We start from the raw sequence: 21,838 nt of genomic DNA, 5'->3' as shown, positions 1-21,838 counted from the left end.
CTGCGAGATGTGTATAAGAGACAGGCTAGAAGCCACAGGGAAATTCCTGTGATCTCGGCAAAATGTTTGCTTGCGGGCTAGCCTCGGCTGGCCCGCAAGCATGTGCGGAGCCACATGTGGATCCGCACATGGAACGAATGTTTTGTCAGCTGGTACAGCACTTGGTTCTCGGAACCAACGTGGCATCTCGCCTTTTTGGCTTCGCAGATCCTGCTTTACGCCTCAGCATCCGCTTGGTTTCTCAGGGTCCCAGACTCCACCGTGGTGGTTGCACCGGACTTACGACGAGGAAACGGCTGCGAGCCCCGAACCTAACCCCTTCGGGTTTTCTCGGGTGTCGCTTTCGGGTCTTCTCGGGTGTCGAACTCACATGGCGAACCTAGGGTTCGAGCGTGTGCCTGATGGTTGCGGCAAAGAGGTCCGCGCCCTCGCGTCCCGGGTGGGTGACATCCCCCGCGAGGAGGTCCGTGTGATCCTCGATGGCTGCATGCCAGTCTGCGACCCTGATGCGGTCCGGGTACTGCTTCGCCATCGCAAAGATTGCTTCGTTTGCTTCCGGGATCCAATTGGCGCGTGCTGGGCCAAAGCCTGTCACGAGAACGAGGGTGCGGTCGGGCCCGATCGTGTCGAGGATCGACTGGATCTGGTAGTCCTTGATGCTCCCGTTTGTTGCGAGCGATACGACAACGAACTCACCGAGCTCACCCGTGGCCTCGTACTGGGCAATGATGTCATGGGCCACCTGGATGCTTCGGGACTCTGCCGCATCCACCCTCACCCCAGGCATCGAGTCCTGCAACGAGTACTGGGCCGCGAGCGTTACCGAGTCACCAATGACCGTGACCTGATCCCAACTTTCCGGGTAGGGAGCGTTCGGGTCCTTGGTTGGTGTCGGCTCGGGCTCATCTGTCGCGGGGTCCTCCGGCACTGTTGGATCCACTTCACCCGGTGCCCCATCACCCGGTGTTTGCGTGGGAGCCGGGCTCGTGGGAGCGGGCGGGTTTGATGGGCCACCCGGAGCATTGTTCCCCGGCTCCTGACCAGGAGCCGGCGCATGTGGCTGTGGTCCTTCGGGTGCTGGATCATCCGGGTTGGGCTTGATGCCTGCCTCAACGGCCTGCTGACCGGTTGAGGTTGCGGGGGCGGTGGCGATGCCGGCCCCGGCGAGCCCGAACACAACAAGTGGGAGTGCCACGATGGTAATGGCGCGGAGTGCACCCGAGTCCGTGATCGAGTCGCGAACGTGACGGAACCAGCCACGGACTCCCATGATCCGGATCGGGTTCTCAACGTAGCGGTAGGAGAGGTCGGCGGCAAGAATCGACAGGGCCGTGATGCCAGCCGCAACCAGGTATGGGTTCACGAGCGGGAAACGGTAGTAGGCGATGACGTAGAGGGGCCAGTGCCACAGGTAGATTCCGTAGGAGCGCACACCCAACCAGGTCAGAGCCCTGCTCCCGAGGAGGCCTTCCAGCGCCTGCTTAGGCGCCGAGACGACATCGGGAAGCATCGCACGGACGACAAGGAGTGCGAGGAGGCTGGCACTGACCATGCCCCAGGGGTACATGGCTGAGGAGTTCTCGATGAGGAGGCCACCCACGATGATGCCGAACAACCCAATCCAGCCAGCAATCCCCCACAGCCATGACAGGCGGGAGCGAGCAAGATCTAGCTCATTCGCTGGTTCTTGGTCTCCTTGCACGACGATCCTCTGCATCGCGAACGCGAGAGCAGCACCAAACATGAGTCCCCACAAGTGGGTGTCGGTTCCCATGTAGACGCGGGTGACGTCATCTGTGAGGAGATGGAGATGAAGCGCGATGGAACCGGCCGCAATTGCCAGCGCGGACAGCACTCTCAGCGACCTTGGAAGCATGACGAGCAGGACCACCAAGAGCGGCCACACCAGATAGAACTGTTGCTCGACTGCGAGGGACCACATGTTGGTGAGCAGGAGCGGGCTGGCCTCCTCAAAGTAGGAGGCGCCGTGGCCGATCTCGATCCAGTTGTAGGTGGCCGTCAGCGAACCGAGAACCTGCCTACCAAGCCCAACGAGAGAATCCCCACCGGACAGGAAGGCGAGTGCGGCAACTCCGATGGTTGCGACAAAGACTGCGGGAAAGAGCCTGCGGAACCTTCGTGCCCAGAAGTCACCGAGCTTGACCTTGCCGTTGCGGAGAACGGACACGATGAGGAGGCTGGTGATGAGGAAGCCGGATAGGACGAAGAAAACGTCCACTCCGACGTAGCCAATGTCTGCCCATCCCGGGATCAGGTGATAGACGAGAACGAGGATTGCAGCGATGGCTCGCAACCCGTCAAGTCCAGCTATTCTGCGCATCGATACAGGACGCGCGTCGGCCCGAGGTTCGGTAGACAAAGAATTCATGGCATTCACGAAACTACCCCTTCCTCGAGATTCATCCAACCGCTCGCAAGACATTATCCGCCGCCGCGGGCGTGTCGCCCACCAAGCCCCGTACCCGTGTTAGTCACTCCTATCGTGCTTCTGTCCCACTTGGTTATCTGGGGAGGTAGAAACGTGATCATGCCTACGGAAACCTTCGATCCTGGAATACTCACGGCCCCATCGGTAGAATAAAGTCATGACTGCTGTTAGTGAGGACGCTGTACGGGAAGCTCTTAGCACCGTGCTCGATCCTGAAATTCGTCGCCCCATTACCGATCTCGACATGGTTCGCAGTGTTGATGTTCAGGACGGCAATGTTGCCGTCGGAATCGACCTCACGACCCAGGGATGTCCGCTCCGCAACACGATCTCGAACGACATTGAAGAAGCTGTCGGCAAGATCGATGGAACGAAGTCCGTGTCTGTCGACTTTGGTGTCATGACCGACGAGCAGCGCAAGAACCTCCAGACCAAGCTCCGCGGCGGCGTCCCGGAGGCTGTCATTCCGTTCTCGCAGCCCGGTTCGCTCACCCGCGTGTACGCCATCACCTCCGGCAAGGGCGGCGTTGGTAAGTCCACCATGACCGCGAACCTTGCTCTCGCGATGGCCAAGTCCGGCCTCCGCGTTGGCATTGTAGACGCCGACATCTACGGACACTCCATCCCCGCCATGCTCGGTGTCACCCAGCCCCCGACCCGCGTTGAGGACATGATCATGCCTCCCGTTGCTCAGGGCATCAAGGTCATCTCGATCGGCATGTTCACGCAGGGCAACACCCCCGTTGTGTGGCGTGGCCCCATGATGCACCGCGCGCTCCAGCAGTTCCTTGCTGACGTGTACTGGGGCGACCTGGACGCACTCCTCCTCGACCTTCCTCCCGGCACCGGCGACGTCGCGATCTCAGTGGCTCAGCTCCTGCCGAACTCCGAGATCGTTGTCATCACCACCCCGCAGCAGGCGGCCGCACAGGTCGCTGAACGCGCTGGTGCCATGGCGGCACAGACCAATCAGAAGGTCATCGGTGTCATCGAGAACATGTCGCACCTTGAGCTTCCGGACGGCACGAAGATGGAACTGTTCGGCTCCGGCGGTGGCGAGAAGGTCGCATCCGAGCTGACCAACATCCTCGGCTACGAGGTCCCGGTCCTGGCCAAGGTGCCGCTCGAGCAGGAACTGCGCGAGCAGGGCGACGCCGGTGTCCCCCTCGCGGGAACCGAATCGGAGTCCCCTGCAGCCACCACGATCCGTGAGGTCGCGACCAAGCTGTCGCACCGCGCACGCGGACTTGCCGGCCGCTCACTCGGACTCAGCCCGATCAACAACTAGGTTCCAAAGCCTAACAAAGCATAACTGTGCCTGCCCTCCGGGGCAGGCACAGTGCGTTTCAGAGGCGTGCTCAATCAATTTCCAAAGTCGCGTCTCCTACCCCTCGACTCAGAGCCACGTCGAATTCTCTCAAGTGGCAGACGATTCACCCTTATGTGGGCGGCATTCGCCCCATCCTCAGAGCCTTGCGTAAACGTGACGCATCGACAAACAGGAACTCATCACAGAAAAGAAATCGTCCCCGCATTCTCTGCAGGGACGATGGTGTTTAGAAAGACTCAGGTTGCCTGATCGTCGAACGGGACCGTGTAGGCCGGGACCGTGACTGCCTCTTCAGATGGTGCGGGCGTCCCCTCCGATTGAGCCTGCGCGGGAGGGGTTACCGCAGCAGTGGAGGATGTAGCGGGTGTTGCGTTTGCGGCAACTGTACCTGCTCCTGCCACCCCGGCAGCTGCTGCCGCTGGTGCGGCGGTCGTATTGCGCGGGGTCGAGACTGGGCGTGCGGTGCGGGACGGCACGCGTGAGGGCGGATCGTCCTTAAGTGCGTCCTGCACGATGCGGCGGGGATCGTACTGCCGCGGATCAAGGTTCTTGAGCTCTTCGAAGTCGGGTCCAAGTTCTTCCTTCACTCGGGCCTTTGCGCCAGTGGCAATCGACTTCACTTCACGAACGAGGCGACCAAGCTGAGCGGCGAGCTCTGGAAGCTTTTCAGGACCAACAACGATGACAAGAATGAGCGCAATGATGATGAACTCAGTCGTGTTGATACCCATGCGAGACATCATACCCGCCCCGGGCATTCCGGACATGGCCCCTAGGGACTAGGTTCAAAGCGTCGTACGCCACAATTGGGACAAATCAACCGCGCAGGAACTGAACAACAAGCACGTGCGGATTGGCTTGGTCCGCGCATTGGCTTCTTGGAGGGCTCGCGATCTTCCTCGTTGAGCACGGAAGCCTTGGGAAGGTACGGCGGATGTTTAATGGAGGTCATAGCCTCAGATTCGCCCGTGGTGTGGCAGATCAACGTAAGATAGACGACAGGTCAAAAGGAGGAACGCATGTCTGGTGATAAGACGCTGTCGTGGGCATTTGCTGAAGAGCAGACCGTCGAAGACGAACTACTGGCGGGAGCGCGAGCAACCGCAGACGATCTTGGACTCGCTGCCACGTCCGCAGCCACGGGCGCCCTCCTCCGCCTCCTCGTGTCCGCCTCCAAGGCACAGACAGCCGTGGAGATCGGCACCGGTGCCGGCATCTCCGGCCTCTACCTCCTCAAAGGCAACGACCAGCTCACCCTGACCACGATCGACGTGGAATCAGAGGCGCAGAGCACGGCACGTGAACTGTACGCGCGCGCCGGCATACGCGCCTCCCGCACGCGCCTCATCAAGGGCCGCTCAGCTGACATCCTCCCCCGCCTCGCGGACCGTTCCTACGACCTCGTGCTCGTTGATGGTGCGCCGGAGGAAGCTCCCGGTGACGTCCAGGAGGCCCTCCGCATCCTCCGCCCCGGCGGCCTACTTGTCGTCTCGCGCGCGCTGCTTGATGGCAGGGTCGCCGATCCGGCTCGCCGCGAACCCGACACGGTAGCGATGCGTGGCCTCGTCCGCGAGATCCTCGAGAAGGGCAACAACCCTGCACTCGTTCCGATCGGTGCCGGCCTCATCGCCACCCAGAAGCCCGAGTAACTCGTTCTCCACCATTCATAGACTTTCATGCGGGGCCAGGGAGCGATAGCTTCTTGGCCCCGTCCGTTATCTGTCCCCTTGCCTAGCTAAGGTTCGCCCCATCACGTGCCCGGTGTCTGCGCCGTTACTTGCCCAGTGAGTGCCCCATTACTCGGCCGGTCGTTTCTCCCATGACTTGTCTGGTTGTTTCCCCCTTCACTTGTCCGGATGCTTCTCCCGTTGTTTGCCCATCTCCTAGCTATCCCAGCTACTGATCTTGTTCGTCGTTACGGCGGGTTAACCATGGTTTCAAAACGTGTATCCACGGTGGCTTTCTGGGCATAAAGAATTCCCGGACTCCAACATGTGTTGAGGTCCGGGAACTGATAAGAATGTCAGCTGACGACTGCGTTCAGTGCGGCGCCGAGTTCGGTTGCTTCATCGGCGTTGAGCTCAATGACAAGGCGACCACCGCCATCAACTGGAATTCTCATGACGATCCCGCGGCCTTCCTTTGCCACTTCAATTGGTCCGTCACCCGAACGGGGTTTCTGCGCTGCCATGTGTTTGTCTCCTTCAAACTAAAGGTCATCTCTAGTTTACGCCATCACACCGTTTGAAGGGAGAAGTACGTCACTCTGGGTTAACGTTTTGCCTGCCGTTTCTCTCGCCATTCAGCGTCTCGGCAACGGCACTGATTCCGGCCTGAACCGCCTCCACCGCTTCCTCCGCCGTGTCAACAACGGTGATGAGGTCGAGGTCCTTCGGCGAGATCATTCCGACCTCGAGCTGGGTGGTCCTGATCCAGTCGATCAGGCCCTGCCAGTAGGCCCGTCCCACGAGCACGATCGGGAAGGAGCGCACCTTGTGGGTTTGGACGAGAGTGAGCGCCTCGAACAGTTCATCGAGGGTGCCGAAACCGCCGGGCAGAACAATGAAGCCAAGTGAGTACTTGACGAACATGGTCTTGCGGATGAAGAAGTACCGGAAGTTAATGCCCAGATCGACGTGGTCGTTCATGCCCTGCTCGAACGGAAGCTCGATGCCGAGGCCGACAGATACGCCCTTCGCATCGACCGCACCCTTGTTTGCGGCCTCCATGATCCCCGGACCGCCACCCGTGATGACGGCGAAACCCTTCTCCACGAGCTTCGCCCCGATCTCTGTCGCGACATCGAAGTGCGGGTCGCTGTCCTTGGTACGTGCTGAACCGAAAACGGAGACGGCTGGGCCAAGGTCCGCGAGCGCACCGAAGCCTTCCACGAACTCCGCCTGTATGCGCATGACGCGCCACGGGTCGGAGTGCACCCAGGAGGCATCCTGGTTGGGTGCGAGCAGTCTCGCGTCTGTCGTTGACTCGGGGATCTGATCGCCGCGAAGAAGGACTGGGCCGCGTCGGTAGGATTTCATGCGTTAAGTTCCTTTCGTCCGCAGTTACCCTACAGCGGGTGGGGTCTCCTGGACGTGTGGCTCAAACTTTTGGCGAATGTGGGTCGCGTCGACAGCGTGGCGGAGCTGACGTGCGGCCTCGGTGATGGAACCTGAGAGCGACGGGTAGACCGTGAACACGGATGCCACGTCGTCGGCCGTCATACGGGCGGTGACAGCGAGAGCGATGGGGAGAATGTACTCGGATGCTCCCGGGGCAACTACGACGCCGCCGATGACGACGCGGGTGGAGCTGTCGGCGATGAGTTTGACGAAACCATCGGTCATGCCCTGCATCTTTGCCCTCGGGTTGCGTGTGAGGGGGACGATGGTGACAACCGCATCCAGCCCCTCGTCGCACATCTTCTGCGTCGCACCCACGTGGGCGATCTCGGGCGCCGTGAAGATGTTGGACGTGACCTTGGAGACCTCGAGAGGCTCCACGTAGTCACCTAGGGAGTGGTTCATGGCGATGCGGCCCTGCATGGCGGCAACGGAGGCAAGCGGGAGCGAACCCGTGACGTCGCCCGCTGCGTACACACGGAACGCGGTGGTACGGGATACCTTGTCAACGATGATGTGTCCGGAATCTGTGAGTGCGACTCCCGCCTCCTCGAGGCCAATGCCCTCGGTGTTCGGGGTGGAACCCACCGCCATGAGGCAGTGCGAGCCCTCGACCGTTCGACCATCGGAGAGCGTCACGATGACGCCGTTTTCGGTTCTCTTGACCGATTCGGCCCGGGACCGACCAAGGATGGTCATGCCGCGGCGCGCAAAGACCTTCTCGATCACGGCAGCAGCATCCGGGTCCTCGTTTGGGAGGACGCGGTCGCGGGAGGAAATGAGGGTGACCTTGACGCCGATGCCCATGTAGGCGCCGGCGAACTCGGCACCGGTGACACCAGAACCGACCACGATGAGGTGCTCGGGTTCGTCCTTCATGTTGTACATCTGGGTCCAGTTGAGGATCCGTTCCCCATCCGGCTTCGCGTCGGGTAGTTCGCGCGGGGTCGCACCGGTCGCTATCAGCACCATCTCCGCTTCGAGATCCTTGGTGCCGCCCTCTGCCAGGTGTGCGCGAACCAAGCGGGTGCCGTTGGAGCCCAGTTCGGTGAGGATCTGGCCCTTGCCGTTCAGAATGTCGACGCCCTGGCCGAGGACGCGTTCGTGAATGTCGTGGGACTGCCTGGTGGCGAGGTCGATGATTCGTTTGTTGATCGCGGGGAGCGACACCTGCCACGGTTTGTCGCTTGCAACGATTCCGAGACGGTCGGCGGACTCGACGTTGTGGAGCCATTCCGCGGAGGCGATGAGAGTCTTGGAGGGGACCACGTCGGTGAGGACCGCGCTACCTCCCATGCCCTTGTCTTCAACCAGTGTGACAACTGCTCCGAGTTGGGATGCTGTCAGTGCTGCTTCATATCCGCCGGGGCCGCCGCCGATGATGACGACTCTCGATCCTGAACGGACTCGGGAAGCTCCGGGTAGTTTGCCCTTCGGGGCTCCTGATGCAGTTGGGCCAGTGGGTCTCGGTGATTCTGTCATACTCACCGTTACATTGTGTCAAAGAACTCTGAATAAGGGACATGATTGCTAATAGACACCGAAAATAGGTGCAAAGAATGTACCGTAGGTTCATGACTAATCACAATCCATACGTTGCCGCCGCTGAGGCAGCTGATTACATTCGGCAAGCCAGCGGAATCGACACGATCACCCTTGCTCTCGTCCTTGGATCAGGATGGAAGGGCGCGGAGGATCTCCTTGGCGACATCGTTGTCCGCCTCCCAGCTGAAGAAGTACCCGGATTTAGCGTATCCGGGGTCGCAGGTCACGGAGGCACCCTGACCGTCCGTGAGCTGCACGGCGGCGGCCACGTTCTCATCCTCGGTGCCCGCACCCACCTTTACGAAGGTAAGGGCGTGGACCCGGTGGCGCACGGCGTTCGCACTGCCGCGAAGCTCGGAGCCACCTCCCTCATCCTCACCAACGGGTGTGGTTCCACGGTTCCCGAGTGGGGTCCCGGAACCGCGGTCCTGCTCAAAGACCACATCAACCTGACCGGCACCTCCCCGATCCGCGGCGCCACCTTCGTTGACCTGACGGACGCCTACAGCCCGCGCCTGCGCGAGGTTGCGCACCGTGTCGATGCCACCCTGCCCGAGGGCGTGTACGCTCAGTTCCCCGGCCCCCATTACGAGACCCCCTCGGAAGTGAAGATGGCGCGTCTACTCAGCGCCGACCTCGTTGGCATGTCGACGGCACTCGAAACGATCGCCGCACGCGAGGCCGGACTCGAGGTTCTCGGTATCTCCCTCGTCACGAACCAGGCAGCCGGCTTTGCTCCCGCACCCCTCTCCCACGAGGAGGTCCTCCAGGCGGGTGCGGATGCTGGTCCCCGCCTCGCTGACTTGCTGGCCAACATTATTTCGGAAATGAGCGCATGATGATCGATATCGATTCCTGGATCAAGCACGATCCCGACCCGGTAACCCAGCGTGAGCTCCGCGAGCTCAAGAAGAAGGCCGACGAGGGTGACAGCACCGCCCAGGAGGAACTGGAGGACAGGTTCAGTGGCCTGCTCGAGTTCGGTACCGCCGGCCTGAGGGGCGAGATGGCGGGCGGACCGCACCGCATGAACCGCGCCGTCGTCCGCAAGGCTGCCGCCGGTCTCGTTGACTTCCTTCAGGAGCAGGTGGGCCGCAACGCCCTCATCGTCATTGGCTACGATGCGCGCCACAACTCTAAGGACTTTGCCCACGACACCGCTGCGGTCGCCACCGCCATGGGTGCCCGCGCCATGATCTACCCCCACCACACCCCCACCCCACTCCTCGCGTGGGCGGTGCGCCACCTGAACGCCGATGCTGGCGTCATGGTGACCGCCTCCCACAACCCGCCCCGAGACAACGGCTACAAGGTGTACCTGGGTGGCCGCGCAGTATCCGAGGACGGTCAGGGCGTCCAGATCGTCCCTCCCTACGACGGATTGATCGCTGAAAAGATCAGCCAGACCCCGAAGGCCGACGAGATTCCGCTCGCCACCACCGGCTGGTCCGAGATCGGTCCCGAGGTGCGTGAGGCCTACCTGGAGCGCGCCTCCTCCCTGATCCCGTACCAGAACGAGTCCGACATGAAGATCGTCATCACCTCCATGCACGGAGTTGGTGGCACCACGATGAAGGAAGTTCTCAACCGCGCCGGATTCTCCAACGTGTACGAGGTTGAGGCGCAGGCACAGCCCGATCCCGACTTCCCGACCGTGTCGTTCCCGAACCCGGAGGAACCCGGCGCCCTCGACCTCGCGATCGAGACGGCACGGAGCCTCAAGGCCGACCTCCTCATCGCCAACGATCCCGATGCTGACCGCTGCTCCGCAGCGGTCCCAACGGCCCAGGGCTGGCGTCAGCTCTCCGGTGACGAGATCGGCACCCTGATTGGCGATCAGATCGCGAAGATCGGTGCGCTGACCGGGGGCACCCTCGCCTCCAGCATCGTGTCCTCCCGTCTCCTCAAGGAGATCGCAGGTAGCCACGGACTCCCCTACGTCGCCACCCTGACCGGCTTCAAGTGGATCGCCAGGGTTCCCGACCTCATCTTCGGCTACGAGGAGGCCATCGGCTTCTGCGTGGACCCAGACGGCGTGCGCGACAAGGACGGCATCTCTGCGGGCCTCTACATGGCCTACATTGCCGCCTCGCTCCGCTCCCGCGGGAAGACCATCACCGATCACCTCGATGACCTGGCTACGAGCCACGGAGTCTACCTGACGGCACCGGTCACGATCCGCGTGAGCGACCTCAGCCTCATGCCGGCCACGATGGCGCACCTGAGGGCGAATCCCCCGACCACGCTGGCCGGTTCTCCCGTGACGAGCGTCGAGGACCTCTCCGGCGGATCCGATAGCCTGCCTCCCACGGACGCTCTTGTGCTCCTGAACGAGCTTGGTGATCGCGCCGTGGTTCGCCCGTCCGGCACCGAACCGAAGGTCAAGTGCTACCTCGAGGTCATCGAGCATGTCTCGGACAGTCTCGAGCAGGCTCGTAGCAATGCCTCCTCACGCATGTCCCACCTTCAGCAGGACATGTCGGCAGCGCTCACCCTTCCCGAGTAGATTACTGGCACGAGGCAAGCAAAAAGCTAGGTAAGTACGACTGATGTGGGTGGTAGAAGCAGAAACTTCTACCACCCACATCGTTACCACAGTTTTCTTGTCAGGGACTGCGTTCCCACGACGGTCTGCCATCCGATGAGCGACTGCTCACCATGGATTGCTCTTCACAGTAGGGTGGCTAATAAGGAAAGCCGTTCACAAAGTAACGGCTCTTCACCAAGGAAGGATAGTTCTTGTTAGGACCCCTTGGGGCTCGGGAGGATGGCCCACACGACGTGTGACCAGTTGCCGAGTGCCTTGTGCTTCGCCTGCCGCCCCAGGAGCTCCTTGATGCTGACGTCGTAGAGCATGCCGGAGGAGGGCTCGTAGATGCGCAACGAGCCGCTCTTGGAGCCAGGCGCGTGCGGCACGGCAAGGACGACGTGGCGCGGTATTGCACGATCAAGTCCCTGCCCGATGTTGCCGCCCGTGTAGAGAGGAACGGGGATGCCGGCGCGATTGGCGTGGAGGGTGGCGGTCAGGATGTCTCTGCCACCCTCGGTCGTGTCGTCGACTGCGTGGGCGTGGTATTCCACCCCGGGGAACCTCGCCTCCCTTGCGAGCGTCCACGGAGGGCTACCGAAGCGTTGCGGCCAATCAAACGGACCGACAGCGTTCTTGCTGACTCGGTCGTAAATGGTCTGCTGGTACGAGGTGATGAGCTCGGGTTTGTCCTCAAGCCGCTTCGCGAGTGCCGGGTCCCCCGTTGCTTCGAGCATGAGGAGGACCGCAGCACCGCACTTGGTTTCGTCAGCCTGGGTGACGAGCGTCTGCCCCAGGACGACGGGAACCGGGTCGTGGTGTTGGTGGTCGGGCGGGCCCGGGATGGTCTGAATCGGGCGCTGGAAGCGCGCGACGATCCTGCCAAGATGAAGCCCGCCTGACATTAGGAGATCCGATCCAGAATGACGGACTCGCGTGCCGGTGCCACGGTCGAGATCGCGTAGGCGCCCTCGAGGGACTCCTTTGCCTTCTCGAAGCGGGGCTCGTCATCGGTGTGGAGGGTGAGGAGCGGATCCCCAGCCTTCACTGCCTCACCGATGTGGGCGTGGATGGTGACACCCGCGCCAGCTTGCACCGGGTCCTCCTTGCGGGCACGGCCTGCACCGAGCTTCCAGGAGGCGTAACCAACCTTGAGTGCGTCGAGCTCGGAGACGACTCCGTCCTCGTCCGCGTAGATGGTTTCGGTGTGCTTGGACGTGGGTAGCGGAGCATCCGGGTCACCATCCTGCGCACGAATCATGGCCTTCCAGGAGTCCATTGCACGGCCGTTCTCGAGGTTCTCCCGCGGGTCGACTTCGATGCCGGTGGCGAGCAGCATCTCGCGTGCCAGCTCAACGGTCAGTTCGACAACGTCGGCGGGTCCGCCGCCTGCCAGGACCTCGACGGACTCCTCGACCTCGAGGGCGTTACCGATCTTCCGCCCCAGCGGGACGGACATGTCGGTCAGGAGAGCCACGGTGTTTGTTCCCGCGGCCTTGCCGATCGCGACCATGGTGGACGCGAGCTGGCGTGCCTGCTGCAGGTCCTTCATGAAGGCACCGGATCCCACCTTGACGTCAAGGATGAGGGAGTCGGTTCCTTCCGCAATCTTCTTCGACATGATCGAGGAGGAGATGAGCGGAATGGACTCCACGGTCGAGGTGATGTCGCGCAGTGCGTACAGCTTCTTGTCCGCGGGAGCGAGACCGGAGCCTGCGGCGCAGATGACTGCGCCAACGGATTCGAGCTGAGCGAGGATCTCCTCGTTTGAGAGGTTCGCACGCCACCCGGGAATGGCCTCCAGCTTGTCCAGGGTGCCACCGGTGTGGCCAAGGCCGCGGCCCGAGAGCTGCGGAACGGCCACGCCGTACGAGGCAACGAGCGGAGCCAGGGGCAGGGTGATCTTGTCACCCACGCCACCGGTCGAATGCTTGTCCGTGGTCGGCTTCGACAGGGACGAGAAGTCCATGGTTTCGCCCGAGTTAATCATCGCAGTTGTCCACTGCGAGATCTCGTCCGGGTTCATGCCGTTGAGGAAGATCGCCATGGCAAGAGCAGACATCTGCTCCTCGGCAACGACTCCTCGCGTGTAGGCATCAATCACCCAGTTGATCTGATCGACGGAGAGTTCCCCGCGATCGCGCTTCGTCCGAATGATGTCAACCGCATCGAACTTTTCAGTCACCAATCTTCCTTTCAACCTTGTTCAAATCGTCCAATCCAAACCCGTACGGGAGCAGCTCCGGCAGGGAAATGATTCCCTCGGGGAGCTGGATCTTTGTGGTGGACGTGCCGTGCTCCCACAGGAGCTGCCGGCACCTTCCACACGGTGAGGTCAGGTCCTCATCGCCGTTCACGCAGAGGAACGCGACGAGCTTGCCGCCACCGGACTTGACAAGATCGGAGATCATTCCGCATTCGGCACACAGCGTCACCCCATATCCAGCGTTCTCGACGTTGCATCCGCTGTAGATCTGACCGTCTTCTGCGAGCCCTGCCGCACCCACGGGGAAACCCGAGTAGGGCACGTATGCGTGCTTCATGGCGTCAATTGCTGCCTGACGCAGGCCGTCCCAGTTCGTCATGACTTGATGTAGGGGACGTTCTCAGCGGCGGGCGCACGCGACTTACCAACGAAACCAGCCACAGCCAGGATCGTCACGACGTACGGGATCATGGCGAGCAGGTTCGGGTCGATCGGGGTGGTGGCCACGAGCGGCAGGAAGTCGACGATCGCGGAGGCGAAGCCGAACATGAGGGCAGCTCCCATGGCACCGATCGGGTGCCACTTGCCGAGGATCATGGCGGCGAGGGCAATGTAGCCGTTGCCTGCCGAGATGTTCTCGGTGAACACTGCGTTCGCGCCGATGGTGAACGAGGCACCACCGAGGCCGGCGAAAGCGGAACCGAGGATCGTGTTGAGAACACGGGTGCGGTTCACGTTGATACCAACCGTGTCGGCAGCCTTTGGGTGCTCACCCACGGCCCTCATGCGCAGGCCCCAGCGGGAACGGAACAGCATGATCGTCAGGACGATGAGAGCCACGTACAGGATGTAGGTGATGATCGTCTGATTGAAGAACACGGGTCCGATGAACGGGATCTTCGACAGTCCGGGGACCTCCCACTGCGGCAGTGAGTACTGGATCGAGTTCCAGGTTGGGGTGTCGCGAATGATCGTGCCGAGCAGGAACGAGGTCAGGCCGAGGCACAGAACGTTGAGAACCACGCCAACAATGATCTGATCGACCGCGTACTTCACGGAGAAGAACGCGAGCAGGGATCCGATGAGGGCGCCCGCGAGGGGTGCTGCGAGGAGTCCCAACCAAGGGTTTGCAGTTGCGGAGGCGACAACGACACCGGTGAAGGCACCCACAAGGAGCTGACCTTCGATGGCGATGTTGACGACACCGACGCGTTCACAGACCACGCCCGCCATCGCACCGAAGATGAGCGGCTGAGCAGCCGTGATCGTGGCGGCAAAGAGGAAGGCGATCGTGATGTAACGGCCCGAGCCACCACCCTGGAAGGTGAGGAAGGCGAGAACCAGTGCGAGCAGGATGATGAGTCCCAGCCACAGGGGCTGCTTCTGGCGCCGGATGGCACGGAACACAGAGTAAGCGGCTGCGAGGGCAATGACGGCGGTGAGGATCCACACGGTCTGATCGGCGTGCAGGAGCAGGTTTCCACCATCACGTGAGGGACGGATCTGCTTCCACACGAACTCCGCCACACCATCTGAGTTCAAGGCGAAGTAGAGACTGAGCAGCGTGGCGAGCCCGTAAATGATGGGCATCTTCCACGAGATCGGGATACGGATGTCTTCGGCGCGCTCGTGAGCTTCTAGCGTGTCAACGGTGGTGCTCATTTTGCCTCCTGCTGAAGAGTGATGTACTCGCGGTAAGTCTTGCCGTCCGGCTTGGGGATCCTAAAGATCCAGCGGATCAGCGGAGGTGCCGCAATGAGGAGGACGATGACGGACTGCAGGATGAGGATCATGTCGACCGGGACACCCGCGCCCTGCATGAGAGGAGCACCCGCGGAGAACGCACCAAACAGCAGGCCGGCAAGGAAGATGCCGATCGGCTTGTTACGTCCCAGCAGTGCCACGGTGATGGCATCGAAGCCGATCGAGCCGGCCACGTCCGGGGTCAGCGAACCGAAGGTACCGAGAACCTGGTTGGCGCCAGCGAGACCACAGAGTGCCGCGGAGACAAACATGGTCATCGTGATAACCTTGCCGGTCGACATACCAGCAGTCTGGGAGGCACTGGCGTTGGAGCCGACTGCGCGGAGCTCGAAGCCGAACTTCGAGCGTTCCAGCAGCCACCACACGAAGATCGTGGCAAGGATCGCGACGATGATGCCGGCGTGGAGGGTGAACGGTGCCGGCAGGATGTGCGGCAGGCGTGCCTCAGCAGCGATCGGCTTCGACTTCAGCTCCGAGGTACCCAGCTGCTGGAACAGGTCGTTCGACAGCAGGTAGACAAGGAGGGAAGCCGCGATCGAATTCAGCATGATCGTCACGATCACCTCGTTCGCGCCCGTGCGTGCCTTGAGGAAGCCAACGAAGCCACCCCAGATGCCGGCAACGAGAACCGCGCCAACGAGAGCAACGAGCAGGTGAGCGAAGTAGGGCAGGTTGAAGGTAAAGCCAACGTAAGTCGCGCCGATGGCGCCGAGAATGATCTGGCCCTGACCACCAATGTTGAACAGGCCGGCCCTAAAGCCAAGACCGAGTCCAAGACCCGCGAGGATCAGCGGAGCCGCGTTCCTAAAGGTCTCGGTCAGTGACCTGATCTGGTTAAGGAAACCGTCACGGTCGGGGTTGAAGATCGAGCCCTTGAAGAGGCGCCAGTAGGTGTCGATGATCGATGAGTCGGCAAGCCAGATGAAGAAGGCGCCCACGATGAAAGCGATCACGACGGCGAGAAGGGAAATGATCCATTCGGATCGAACGGCCACATGAAGGGCGGCCCGAACTTTTACACCAAACGGTACCGGTTTGGTTTCGGTTGTCGTACTCACGAAGCCTCCTGCTCCATCGCTTCCTCCATCGGCACGCCCGCCATCATCAACCCCAGAACCGAGTTCGGGGTATGAGCGGGAACAATGCCAACAATCCTGCCTCGGTACATGACGGCGATCCGGTCGGACAGGGACTGAATCTCATCCAGCTCCGACGACACCAGGATCACGCCCGTGCCCGAGTCGCGTTCCTTCACGATGCGGTTGTGAATGAACTCGATTGAACCCACGTCAACGCCACGGGTTGGTTGGCTGGCAACGAGAAGGGACAGCTTGCGAGACATCTCGCGCGCCACAATGACCTTCTGCTGGTTACCGCCCGACAGCGTCGTGATCGGGTAGTCGACGTCGGAGAGACGAATATCGAACTCGTCACGTAGCTTCTCTGCGTTCTCGTGGATCTTCTTGGGCAGGATCGAGGGGCCACGCGAGAACTCCTTCGTACGGTACTGGTTGAGCACGAGGTTCTCTGCGACAGAGAAGGTGCCAACCATGCCGTCCTCGATGCGGTCCTCGGGAATGAAACCGAGCCCCTCATCGACCCTTTTACGAACGGAGTGCTTCGTGATGGTTTCGCCAGCCAGCTCGATTTCGCCCTCGGTGGGGGTCAGCAGGCCGAGCAGGAGTTCGGAGAGCTCCGTCTGACCGTTGCCCTGCACGCCAGCGATGCCGAGGATCTCCCCCGCCTGAACATCCAGGTCGACCTTGTCAACCAGGAGCACACCATCGTCGTCAATATAGGAGACGTTCTTGAGTGAGAGTGCGGTGGGGCCGGGCTTGGGCGGATCCTTCTCCACCTTGAGAAGGACGGAACGTCCCACCATCATGTTTGCGAGCTCACCTTCGGAGCTCTCGGGGGATGCTTCACCCACGACCTTGCCGCGGCGAATAACCGTGATCTTGTCGGCCACAGCGCGCACCTCACGCAACTTGTGGGTGATGAACACGATTGAGGTGCCGGCTGCTGCCAGCTCCTTCATGATCGTCATGAGTTCGTCTGTTTCCGCGGGCGTCAGCACGGCGGTCGGCTCATCAAGGATGAGAACCTCTGCCTTGCGCGAGAGTGCCTTGACGATCTCGACGCGTTGCTGCGCTCCAACCGTGAGGTCCTCAACCTTCGCGTCCGGGTTGAGATCGAAGCCGAAACGCTTCGACACCTTTTCAACTGTTTCTCTTGCCTTGGAAATATTGATGATTCCGGCAACGGGGTGGGTCGGCTCGTAACCGAGTGCCACCGATTCTGCGACGGTAAAGACGGGGACAAGCATGAAGTGCTGGTGCACCATGCCGATGCCTGCAGCAACAGCATCGCCGGGACCGTTAAAGGTCACCGGTTTCCCATCAATGCGGATTTCGCCCTCATCTGGCTCGTACAGTCCGTACAGGACGTTCATGAGCGTCGACTTACCAGCACCGTTTTCGCCAAGCAGGGCGTGGATCTGCCCCGGCTCGACCTCGATGTCGATGTGATCGTTGGCGACGAGGGATCCAAACTTCTTCGTTATCCCAACAAGCTCAAGCTTCACCTTGGCTGTGCCTTTCTGTGTGTGTTCCACCAGTGCGGCAATGATAGCCGACAGTTGGTAAGGGACGAAAAGGCGGGCCTGGAATCATGCGTGGCATGTCCCAGGCCCGCCCAATCAATCCGTTACTTACGGAGCGTTCGGTGTGTCGACAACGAGTTCACCGGAGATGATCTGCTCCTGGAGAGCCTCAACCTCTGCGACGAGCTCGGCCGGAACCTGATCCTCGAAGTCGTGGAACGGAGCAAGTCCAACGCCACCGTTTTCGAGAGAACCAACGTATGCCTCGTTGTTGAAGGTGCCTTCAGCAAGGTCAGCAATGGCGTCGAGAACTGCAGCATCAATGTCCTTGACCACGGAGGTCAGAACGATCGAGGAGAACTCGGAAGCAGACTCGTACCAGTCGGAGTCAACACCAATGATGTAGACGTCGCCTGCGGTCTGTGCTGCAGCGGCAGCGCCGAGACCAACCGGTCCAGCAACCGGCATGATGATGTCGGCGCCCTGGTTGATGAAGCCGTTAGCGAGCTGCTGGCCCTGTGCCTGATCGTCGAAGGAGTTCGAGAAGGAACCGGACTGCGAGTCCTTGTCCCAACCGAGAACCTCAACGTTGGTGCCGTTAGCGTCGTTGTATGCTGCAACGCCATCGACGAAGCCATCCATGAAGATCTGGACGGACGGGATCGGCATACCACCGAAGGTGGCGACAACGCCGGTCTCGGTCATGCCAGCTGCAACGTAACCGGCGAGGTAAGCGGCCTCAGCGGTGTTGAAGAGAAGTGCGCGAGCATTGTCGTGCTCAACGGGTGCACCCTGATCGTCGGAGAAGTCCGAGTCAACAAGTGCGAAGGAAACGTCGGGGTTTGCGTCCGCAGCGTCACCGACGGCGCCACCGAGCATGAAGCCAACGCCGATCACGATGTCACAGCCCTCATCGACCATGGCGCGAACGTTGGGATCGAAGTCGCCTTCGGAGGAGGACTCTGCGGTCGACGTCTCAACACCCATGAGGTCGGCTGCGTCGTTGAGGCCGTTGAATGCGGATTCGTTGAAGGACTTGTCGTCCCAACCACCTGCGTCAGAGACGAGGCAAGCGGTGTAGTCGGATGCGTCGATTGCCGAGTAGTCGCGACCCGGGTCACCCTCGTCGGTGCCCTCGGTCTCTCCGTCCTCGGATTCGGTGTCGGTGTCTTCCGATTCGGTATCCTCCGAATCGGTCTGCTCGACCGTGGTCTCGTTATCTGTCGACTCATCATTGGTGTCGTCAGCACACCCTGCGAGGACAAGAGCAGCGACACCGGCGAGTGCCATAAATGACGTGGATTTCTTCACGCGTTACTCCTACTTATAGGCCCGTACCCGAGCGGCACGGATTTCACCAATAGCATACTAGTTAACCTTCTGTTTACACACGCTAATTGGGTAAGTCGCATTATCAATGTTTGATAACGAGCTAGATGATCCCACATTCTCAAGCCGAGCGATAGTGAATAGAACAAGTGAATTCCAAATCCTCCCTCGTACCCCACAAGACGATCCTGTCTTTAACTTTGTGACCTGCGCAAATAGATTGGCGTCACAGCAGGCGCCGAGCCACCAAGTACTAAGTATCGGATCGCAAGAATGATCATGCATGACGGCTCAAATCGTCACTGTATCTTGATGGTGATGGACGCCATCATGTTAGTCGCGGTAGGGGCAATGAGCTTTCGGTTTCCTATCCCGTAGATTCTCAATACTGTTGCGACACGCAGTTCTATGCGGAATTGGCTCGAAAAGACTTGATCATTCTCAAAAAGTCGTGCACAAAGTTGTGGCCCGCGAGCAGATGATGCCCGTGGGCCACACGTGGTTCACTTTGTCGAGTTAGCCGGCTCAGCGCAGGTCTGAGATGCCCTCGGGCAGCGACGACACGACTCCCCCGAGGCCGCCCGCGGCATCCTTCGTCGTCACGAGAAGAACATCGCCAGTATCGATCACGACAGCATCGGGGATCCCGTGGATGACGATGGGGCGATCGTAGGAATACACCACCGACGAGTCGGAGCCGGACAGGTACACGGGCTGGCTGGAGCCACCCTCTGCAACCTGATGTGCCGGATCGTCCAAGTGTTCGGCAAGGGAGGTGTATCCGCCGATATCGGACCATCCCATTGACACGGGAACCGTGGAGACACCGCCCTCTTCAGCGAGTGGTTCGGCGATGGCACGGTCGATGACGCTGTCCTCGAGCTCGTTCCACCCGCCCAAGGCCTCGTCCCTGCCGGGACCGTCCCACTCAGCCGCAATGCTGCGCAGCCCGTCTGCCAGTTCCGGCTTGAAGCGGGCGAGAGCATCAAGGAGCACACCCGCCCTCGCGACAAACATTCCTGCGTTCCACAGGAAGGTTCCGGATTCGACGTATGCCGTGGCGCTCTCCAGATCCGGCTTCTCCAGGAACCGGTCAACCACGAACGAGCCAGCAACGTCAGTCTCGTGGCCGACGTCGATGTACCCGAACCCGGTCTCGGGGTGGGTGGGGGTGATGCCGATTGTCACGACCTTGCCGGTCTCTGCCGAGGCAATGGCCGTGCGCACCGCGTCCTGGAAGGCAGGGGTGTCGGTAATGAGGTGGTCGGCTGCAAAGGAACCAACAACGGCATCGCCGCCGTAGCGTTGCTCGACAATAGCCGCGACTAGTCCGATCGCGGGCATCGTCCCCCGCGGGGACGGTTCGATGACAATCGACTTGTCATCAAGATCAAGCTGGCGTGCCACCTCGTGTGCGTGAGCAGTTCCGGTCACGATGATGAGATCGTCGACCAGGTCCGCCAAGCGATCCGCAGTTGCCTGGATGAGGGTGCGGCCAGCGCCCGTCATGTCCAACAGGAACTTCGGGTGGGACTTCCTCGACAGCGGCCACAGGCGCGTGCCCGCACCGCCCGCGGGAATGATGGCGACGAATGTCATTTCTTGTTCCGTTCACTCTCGAGGCGGTAGTCCATCTTGGCCTGCGCCAACTGGAGTTCCAGCTTCTGGATCTTCTTCCGGCTCTTCTTGCCCTTGCGGCCCTTCCACTCGGGAAGATCGGGGCGCAGACGGTCCGCGAAGTCCGGGTCGCGGGTCATGTCGGGAACCACCACACCAGTGAACGGTTCGTGCGTCCACCTGGTCGTCTCCGGCACGGACATGGTCACGAAGTTCGGGGTGCTGTTCGCGTGGATCGACTCGGGAACCGTGATCTTCATGGGTGCCGGCGGGTTCGCCGTGAATGCTGCCGCGATCAAGACAATACGGGTCACGAAGTTGACCCAGAGAAGCAGTGTCGCGATGGCGGCGAAGGGAGCGAGGACCGGGTTGTCGGCAACGGAACCGAGAACCGAGGTACCGAGGAAACGAACGACCGAGGTACCGAGGGCACCGAGGGCTGCGCCCAGGAAGAGATCCTTGCGGGGTGGGCGGGCGCCCGCCGTGTAGCGGAAGAGCAGGGCAATGACGGCGAAGTCAACGAGGAAGGCGATGGCGAGGGAGGCGATACGGATCGACCACTGCGCGATCGTTCCTTCGACGCCAATGAACTCAAGGATCGTACTTCCCAATGTGCCCGCCGCGGAGGTCAGGATGGAACCAAGGAGAACGCCGAGAGCCAAACCAACGAATGCGAGAAGGTCGCGGGCCTTCAGGAGAATGAAGTTCTCGGGAAGCTTGGAGATGCCGAACATGGCGCGGATCGAGACCTTCAAGGCGTTCATGACCGACAGGGCCGTCCAGAGCAGCACGCCCATGGCGATAAACGTGGCCAGGTTGAAAGCCGTGTCCATGATGAGGGACTCGGGAGCGATCAGACCACTGGGATCATCGTCCGTCTTCAAAATACCCGGCATCGCCTCATTGATGCCCTCAAAGACTGCTTCACGCAACTCATCGTTTTGACCAAGGACGGCCATGAACACCGTGAGCGAAATCGTGAGTGCGGCAGCGATAGAGAAAATCGCCGAATACGCAATACCACCCGATAGGAACGCACCCTTGGCCACTCCGTATCGTTGGAACGCCCTCAGGAGGCGCAGATTCATGATCTTATGAATGAATGGCTCAGGCTCGACAGTGATGGGTCGCGTGGACGGAACGGTCGAGGGAGCGTCATAATAAATTTCTTCTGCCACCCACCCAGACTAAACGAAGACCGTGCCATTTGTGAGGTGGGCGAGCGATTTCAGCAAACTGCAACGCCCGATCCGCAACGCTCTCATCAGCGGTTAAAGCCATAACTATTTATAATGTGCCCGTTACCTTGTTGACAGGTTCCGATTGGCGGGTGTTGATTGGGACTGTCGG

At 60.9% G+C, this 21,838-nt stretch carries 18 protein-coding genes; 4 read left to right on the top strand and 14 right to left on the bottom strand.

The features are described from left to right. Positions 1 to 379: 379 nt before the first annotated feature. Positions 380 to 2,341 (bottom strand): acyltransferase family protein, encoded by a 1,962-nt coding sequence (locus QMB98_RS05035; protein ID WP_371684584.1) that lies wholly within the window; start codon positions 2,339 to 2,341, stop codon positions 380 to 382. A 265-nt stretch (positions 2,342 to 2,606) separates the two neighbouring features. On the opposite strand from QMB98_RS05035, the gene QMB98_RS05030 reads away from it, so the two are divergent. Further along, entirely contained in the window at positions 2,607 to 3,737 is a 1,131-nt protein-coding gene (locus tag QMB98_RS05030; RefSeq protein WP_371684583.1) for an Mrp/NBP35 family ATP-binding protein, read from the top strand. 278 nt (positions 3,738 to 4,015) lie between these two features. On the opposite strand, the gene QMB98_RS05025 is transcribed toward QMB98_RS05030, so the two are convergent. Then, the gene (locus QMB98_RS05025) at positions 4,016 to 4,510 is read right to left on the bottom strand and encodes a twin-arginine translocase TatA/TatE family subunit (RefSeq protein ID WP_371684582.1); all 495 of its coding nucleotides are present in this window, start codon (positions 4,508 to 4,510) and stop codon (positions 4,016 to 4,018) included. Between the two features lie 288 nt (positions 4,511 to 4,798). Between QMB98_RS05025 and QMB98_RS05020 the strand changes: the two genes are divergently transcribed. Then, positions 4,799 to 5,428, top strand: a complete 630-nt coding sequence (locus QMB98_RS05020) for an O-methyltransferase (RefSeq protein WP_371684581.1) — start codon at positions 4,799 to 4,801, stop codon at positions 5,426 to 5,428. Positions 5,429 to 5,802: 374 nt separating this feature from the next. On the opposite strand, the gene QMB98_RS05015 is transcribed toward QMB98_RS05020, so the two are convergent. The 3 genes from QMB98_RS05015 to QMB98_RS05005 all read right to left on the bottom strand — a co-directional run bounded on the left by QMB98_RS05015 (position 5,803) and on the right by QMB98_RS05005 (position 8,380). After that, the gene (locus tag QMB98_RS05015; RefSeq protein WP_371684580.1) at positions 5,803 to 5,970 is read right to left on the bottom strand and encodes a DUF3117 domain-containing protein; all 168 of its coding nucleotides are present in this window, start codon (positions 5,968 to 5,970) and stop codon (positions 5,803 to 5,805) included. Between the two features lie 70 nt (positions 5,971 to 6,040). Continuing rightward, positions 6,041 to 6,817, bottom strand: coding sequence for a TIGR00730 family Rossman fold protein (locus QMB98_RS05010; protein WP_371684579.1), 777 nt, complete (start codon positions 6,815 to 6,817; stop codon positions 6,041 to 6,043). A 24-nt stretch (positions 6,818 to 6,841) separates the two neighbouring features. Next, a complete protein-coding gene (locus QMB98_RS05005) occupies positions 6,842 to 8,380 on the bottom strand; it encodes an NAD(P)H-quinone dehydrogenase (RefSeq protein WP_371684586.1) in 1,539 nt (512 codons plus the stop codon). A 92-nt stretch (positions 8,381 to 8,472) separates the two neighbouring features. Here QMB98_RS05005 and QMB98_RS05000 point away from each other — a divergent pair, with 92 nt between their 5' ends. Next, a complete protein-coding gene (locus tag QMB98_RS05000) occupies positions 8,473 to 9,282 on the top strand; it encodes a purine-nucleoside phosphorylase (protein WP_371684578.1) in 810 nt (269 codons plus the stop codon). After that, on the top strand, positions 9,282 to 10,949 hold the full coding sequence (locus QMB98_RS04995; protein ID WP_371684577.1) for a phospho-sugar mutase: 1,668 nt from the start codon (positions 9,282 to 9,284) through the stop codon (positions 10,947 to 10,949). Before QMB98_RS05000 ends, QMB98_RS04995 begins: the two co-directional genes overlap by 1 nt. Before the next feature lie 236 nt (positions 10,950 to 11,185). Here QMB98_RS04995 and QMB98_RS04990 read toward each other — a convergent pair whose 3' ends face one another. The 9 genes from QMB98_RS04990 to QMB98_RS04950 all read right to left on the bottom strand — a co-directional run bounded on the left by QMB98_RS04990 (position 11,186) and on the right by QMB98_RS04950 (position 21,666). Beyond that, a complete protein-coding gene (locus QMB98_RS04990; RefSeq protein ID WP_371684576.1) occupies positions 11,186 to 11,875 on the bottom strand; it encodes a hypothetical protein in 690 nt (229 codons plus the stop codon). After that, positions 11,875 to 13,155: a thymidine phosphorylase gene (locus QMB98_RS04985; protein ID WP_371684575.1), complete on the bottom strand. Its 1,281-nt coding sequence runs from the start codon at positions 13,153 to 13,155 to the stop codon at positions 11,875 to 11,877. The genes QMB98_RS04990 and QMB98_RS04985 overlap by 1 nt, the downstream gene beginning before the upstream one ends. Beyond that, positions 13,148 to 13,555: a cytidine deaminase gene (locus QMB98_RS04980; RefSeq protein WP_371684574.1), complete on the bottom strand. Its 408-nt coding sequence runs from the start codon at positions 13,553 to 13,555 to the stop codon at positions 13,148 to 13,150. The genes QMB98_RS04985 and QMB98_RS04980 overlap by 8 nt, the downstream gene beginning before the upstream one ends. Further along, positions 13,552 to 14,838, bottom strand: a complete 1,287-nt coding sequence (locus tag QMB98_RS04975; protein ID WP_371684573.1) for an ABC transporter permease — start codon at positions 14,836 to 14,838, stop codon at positions 13,552 to 13,554. The genes QMB98_RS04980 and QMB98_RS04975 overlap by 4 nt, the downstream gene beginning before the upstream one ends. Next, complete coding sequence (locus QMB98_RS04970; protein ID WP_371684572.1) at positions 14,835 to 15,998, bottom strand: ABC transporter permease; 1,164 nt, start codon at positions 15,996 to 15,998, stop codon at positions 14,835 to 14,837. The genes QMB98_RS04975 and QMB98_RS04970 overlap by 4 nt, the downstream gene beginning before the upstream one ends. Continuing rightward, positions 15,995 to 17,524 carry an ABC transporter ATP-binding protein gene (locus tag QMB98_RS04965; protein WP_371684585.1) on the bottom strand — a complete coding sequence of 510 codons (1,530 nt, stop codon included), beginning with the start codon at positions 17,522 to 17,524 and terminating at the stop codon, positions 15,995 to 15,997. The genes QMB98_RS04970 and QMB98_RS04965 overlap by 4 nt, the downstream gene beginning before the upstream one ends. 126 nt (positions 17,525 to 17,650) lie before the next feature. Continuing rightward, the gene (locus tag QMB98_RS04960; RefSeq protein ID WP_371684571.1) at positions 17,651 to 18,853 is read right to left on the bottom strand and encodes a BMP family ABC transporter substrate-binding protein; all 1,203 of its coding nucleotides are present in this window, start codon (positions 18,851 to 18,853) and stop codon (positions 17,651 to 17,653) included. Between the two features lie 543 nt (positions 18,854 to 19,396). Next, positions 19,397 to 20,470: a mannose-1-phosphate guanylyltransferase gene (locus tag QMB98_RS04955; RefSeq protein WP_371684570.1), complete on the bottom strand. Its 1,074-nt coding sequence runs from the start codon at positions 20,468 to 20,470 to the stop codon at positions 19,397 to 19,399. Beyond that, a complete protein-coding gene (locus tag QMB98_RS04950) occupies positions 20,467 to 21,666 on the bottom strand; it encodes a YihY/virulence factor BrkB family protein (protein WP_371684569.1) in 1,200 nt (399 codons plus the stop codon). The genes QMB98_RS04955 and QMB98_RS04950 overlap by 4 nt, the downstream gene beginning before the upstream one ends. Between the last annotated feature and the right edge of the window lie 172 nt (positions 21,667 to 21,838).

Source organism: Flaviflexus sp., assembly GCF_041440645.1.
Lineage (GTDB): Bacteria > Actinomycetota > Actinomycetes > Actinomycetales > Actinomycetaceae > Flaviflexus.
Note: the sequence above shows the minus strand (reverse complement) of the source record. Positions and strands in the feature narration are given on the sequence as shown.

Coding starts and splice junctions, on each gene's coding strand:
- QMB98_RS05005 (WP_371684586.1), bottom strand. CDS start 8,380: ATGACAGAATCACCGAGACCCACTGGCCCAACTGCATCAGGAGCCCCG.
- QMB98_RS04990 (WP_371684576.1), bottom strand. CDS start 11,875: ATGTCAGGCGGGCTTCATCTTGGCAGGATCGTCGCGCGCTTCCAGCGC.
- QMB98_RS04995 (WP_371684577.1), top strand. CDS start 9,282: ATGATCGATATCGATTCCTGGATCAAGCACGATCCCGACCCGGTAACC.
- QMB98_RS05015 (WP_371684580.1), bottom strand. CDS start 5,970: ATGGCAGCGCAGAAACCCCGTTCGGGTGACGGACCAATTGAAGTGGCA.
- QMB98_RS04955 (WP_371684570.1), bottom strand. CDS start 20,470: ATGACATTCGTCGCCATCATTCCCGCGGGCGGTGCGGGCACGCGCCTG.
- QMB98_RS04975 (WP_371684573.1), bottom strand. CDS start 14,838: ATGAGCACCACCGTTGACACGCTAGAAGCTCACGAGCGCGCCGAAGAC.
- QMB98_RS05020 (WP_371684581.1), top strand. CDS start 4,799: ATGTCTGGTGATAAGACGCTGTCGTGGGCATTTGCTGAAGAGCAGACC.
- QMB98_RS05000 (WP_371684578.1), top strand. CDS start 8,473: ATGACTAATCACAATCCATACGTTGCCGCCGCTGAGGCAGCTGATTAC.
- QMB98_RS05010 (WP_371684579.1), bottom strand. CDS start 6,817: ATGAAATCCTACCGACGCGGCCCAGTCCTTCTTCGCGGCGATCAGATC.
- QMB98_RS04980 (WP_371684574.1), bottom strand. CDS start 13,555: ATGACGAACTGGGACGGCCTGCGTCAGGCAGCAATTGACGCCATGAAG.
- QMB98_RS05025 (WP_371684582.1), bottom strand. CDS start 4,510: ATGGGTATCAACACGACTGAGTTCATCATCATTGCGCTCATTCTTGTC.
- QMB98_RS05035 (WP_371684584.1), bottom strand. CDS start 2,341: ATGCGCAGAATAGCTGGACTTGACGGGTTGCGAGCCATCGCTGCAATC.
- QMB98_RS05030 (WP_371684583.1), top strand. CDS start 2,607: ATGACTGCTGTTAGTGAGGACGCTGTACGGGAAGCTCTTAGCACCGTG.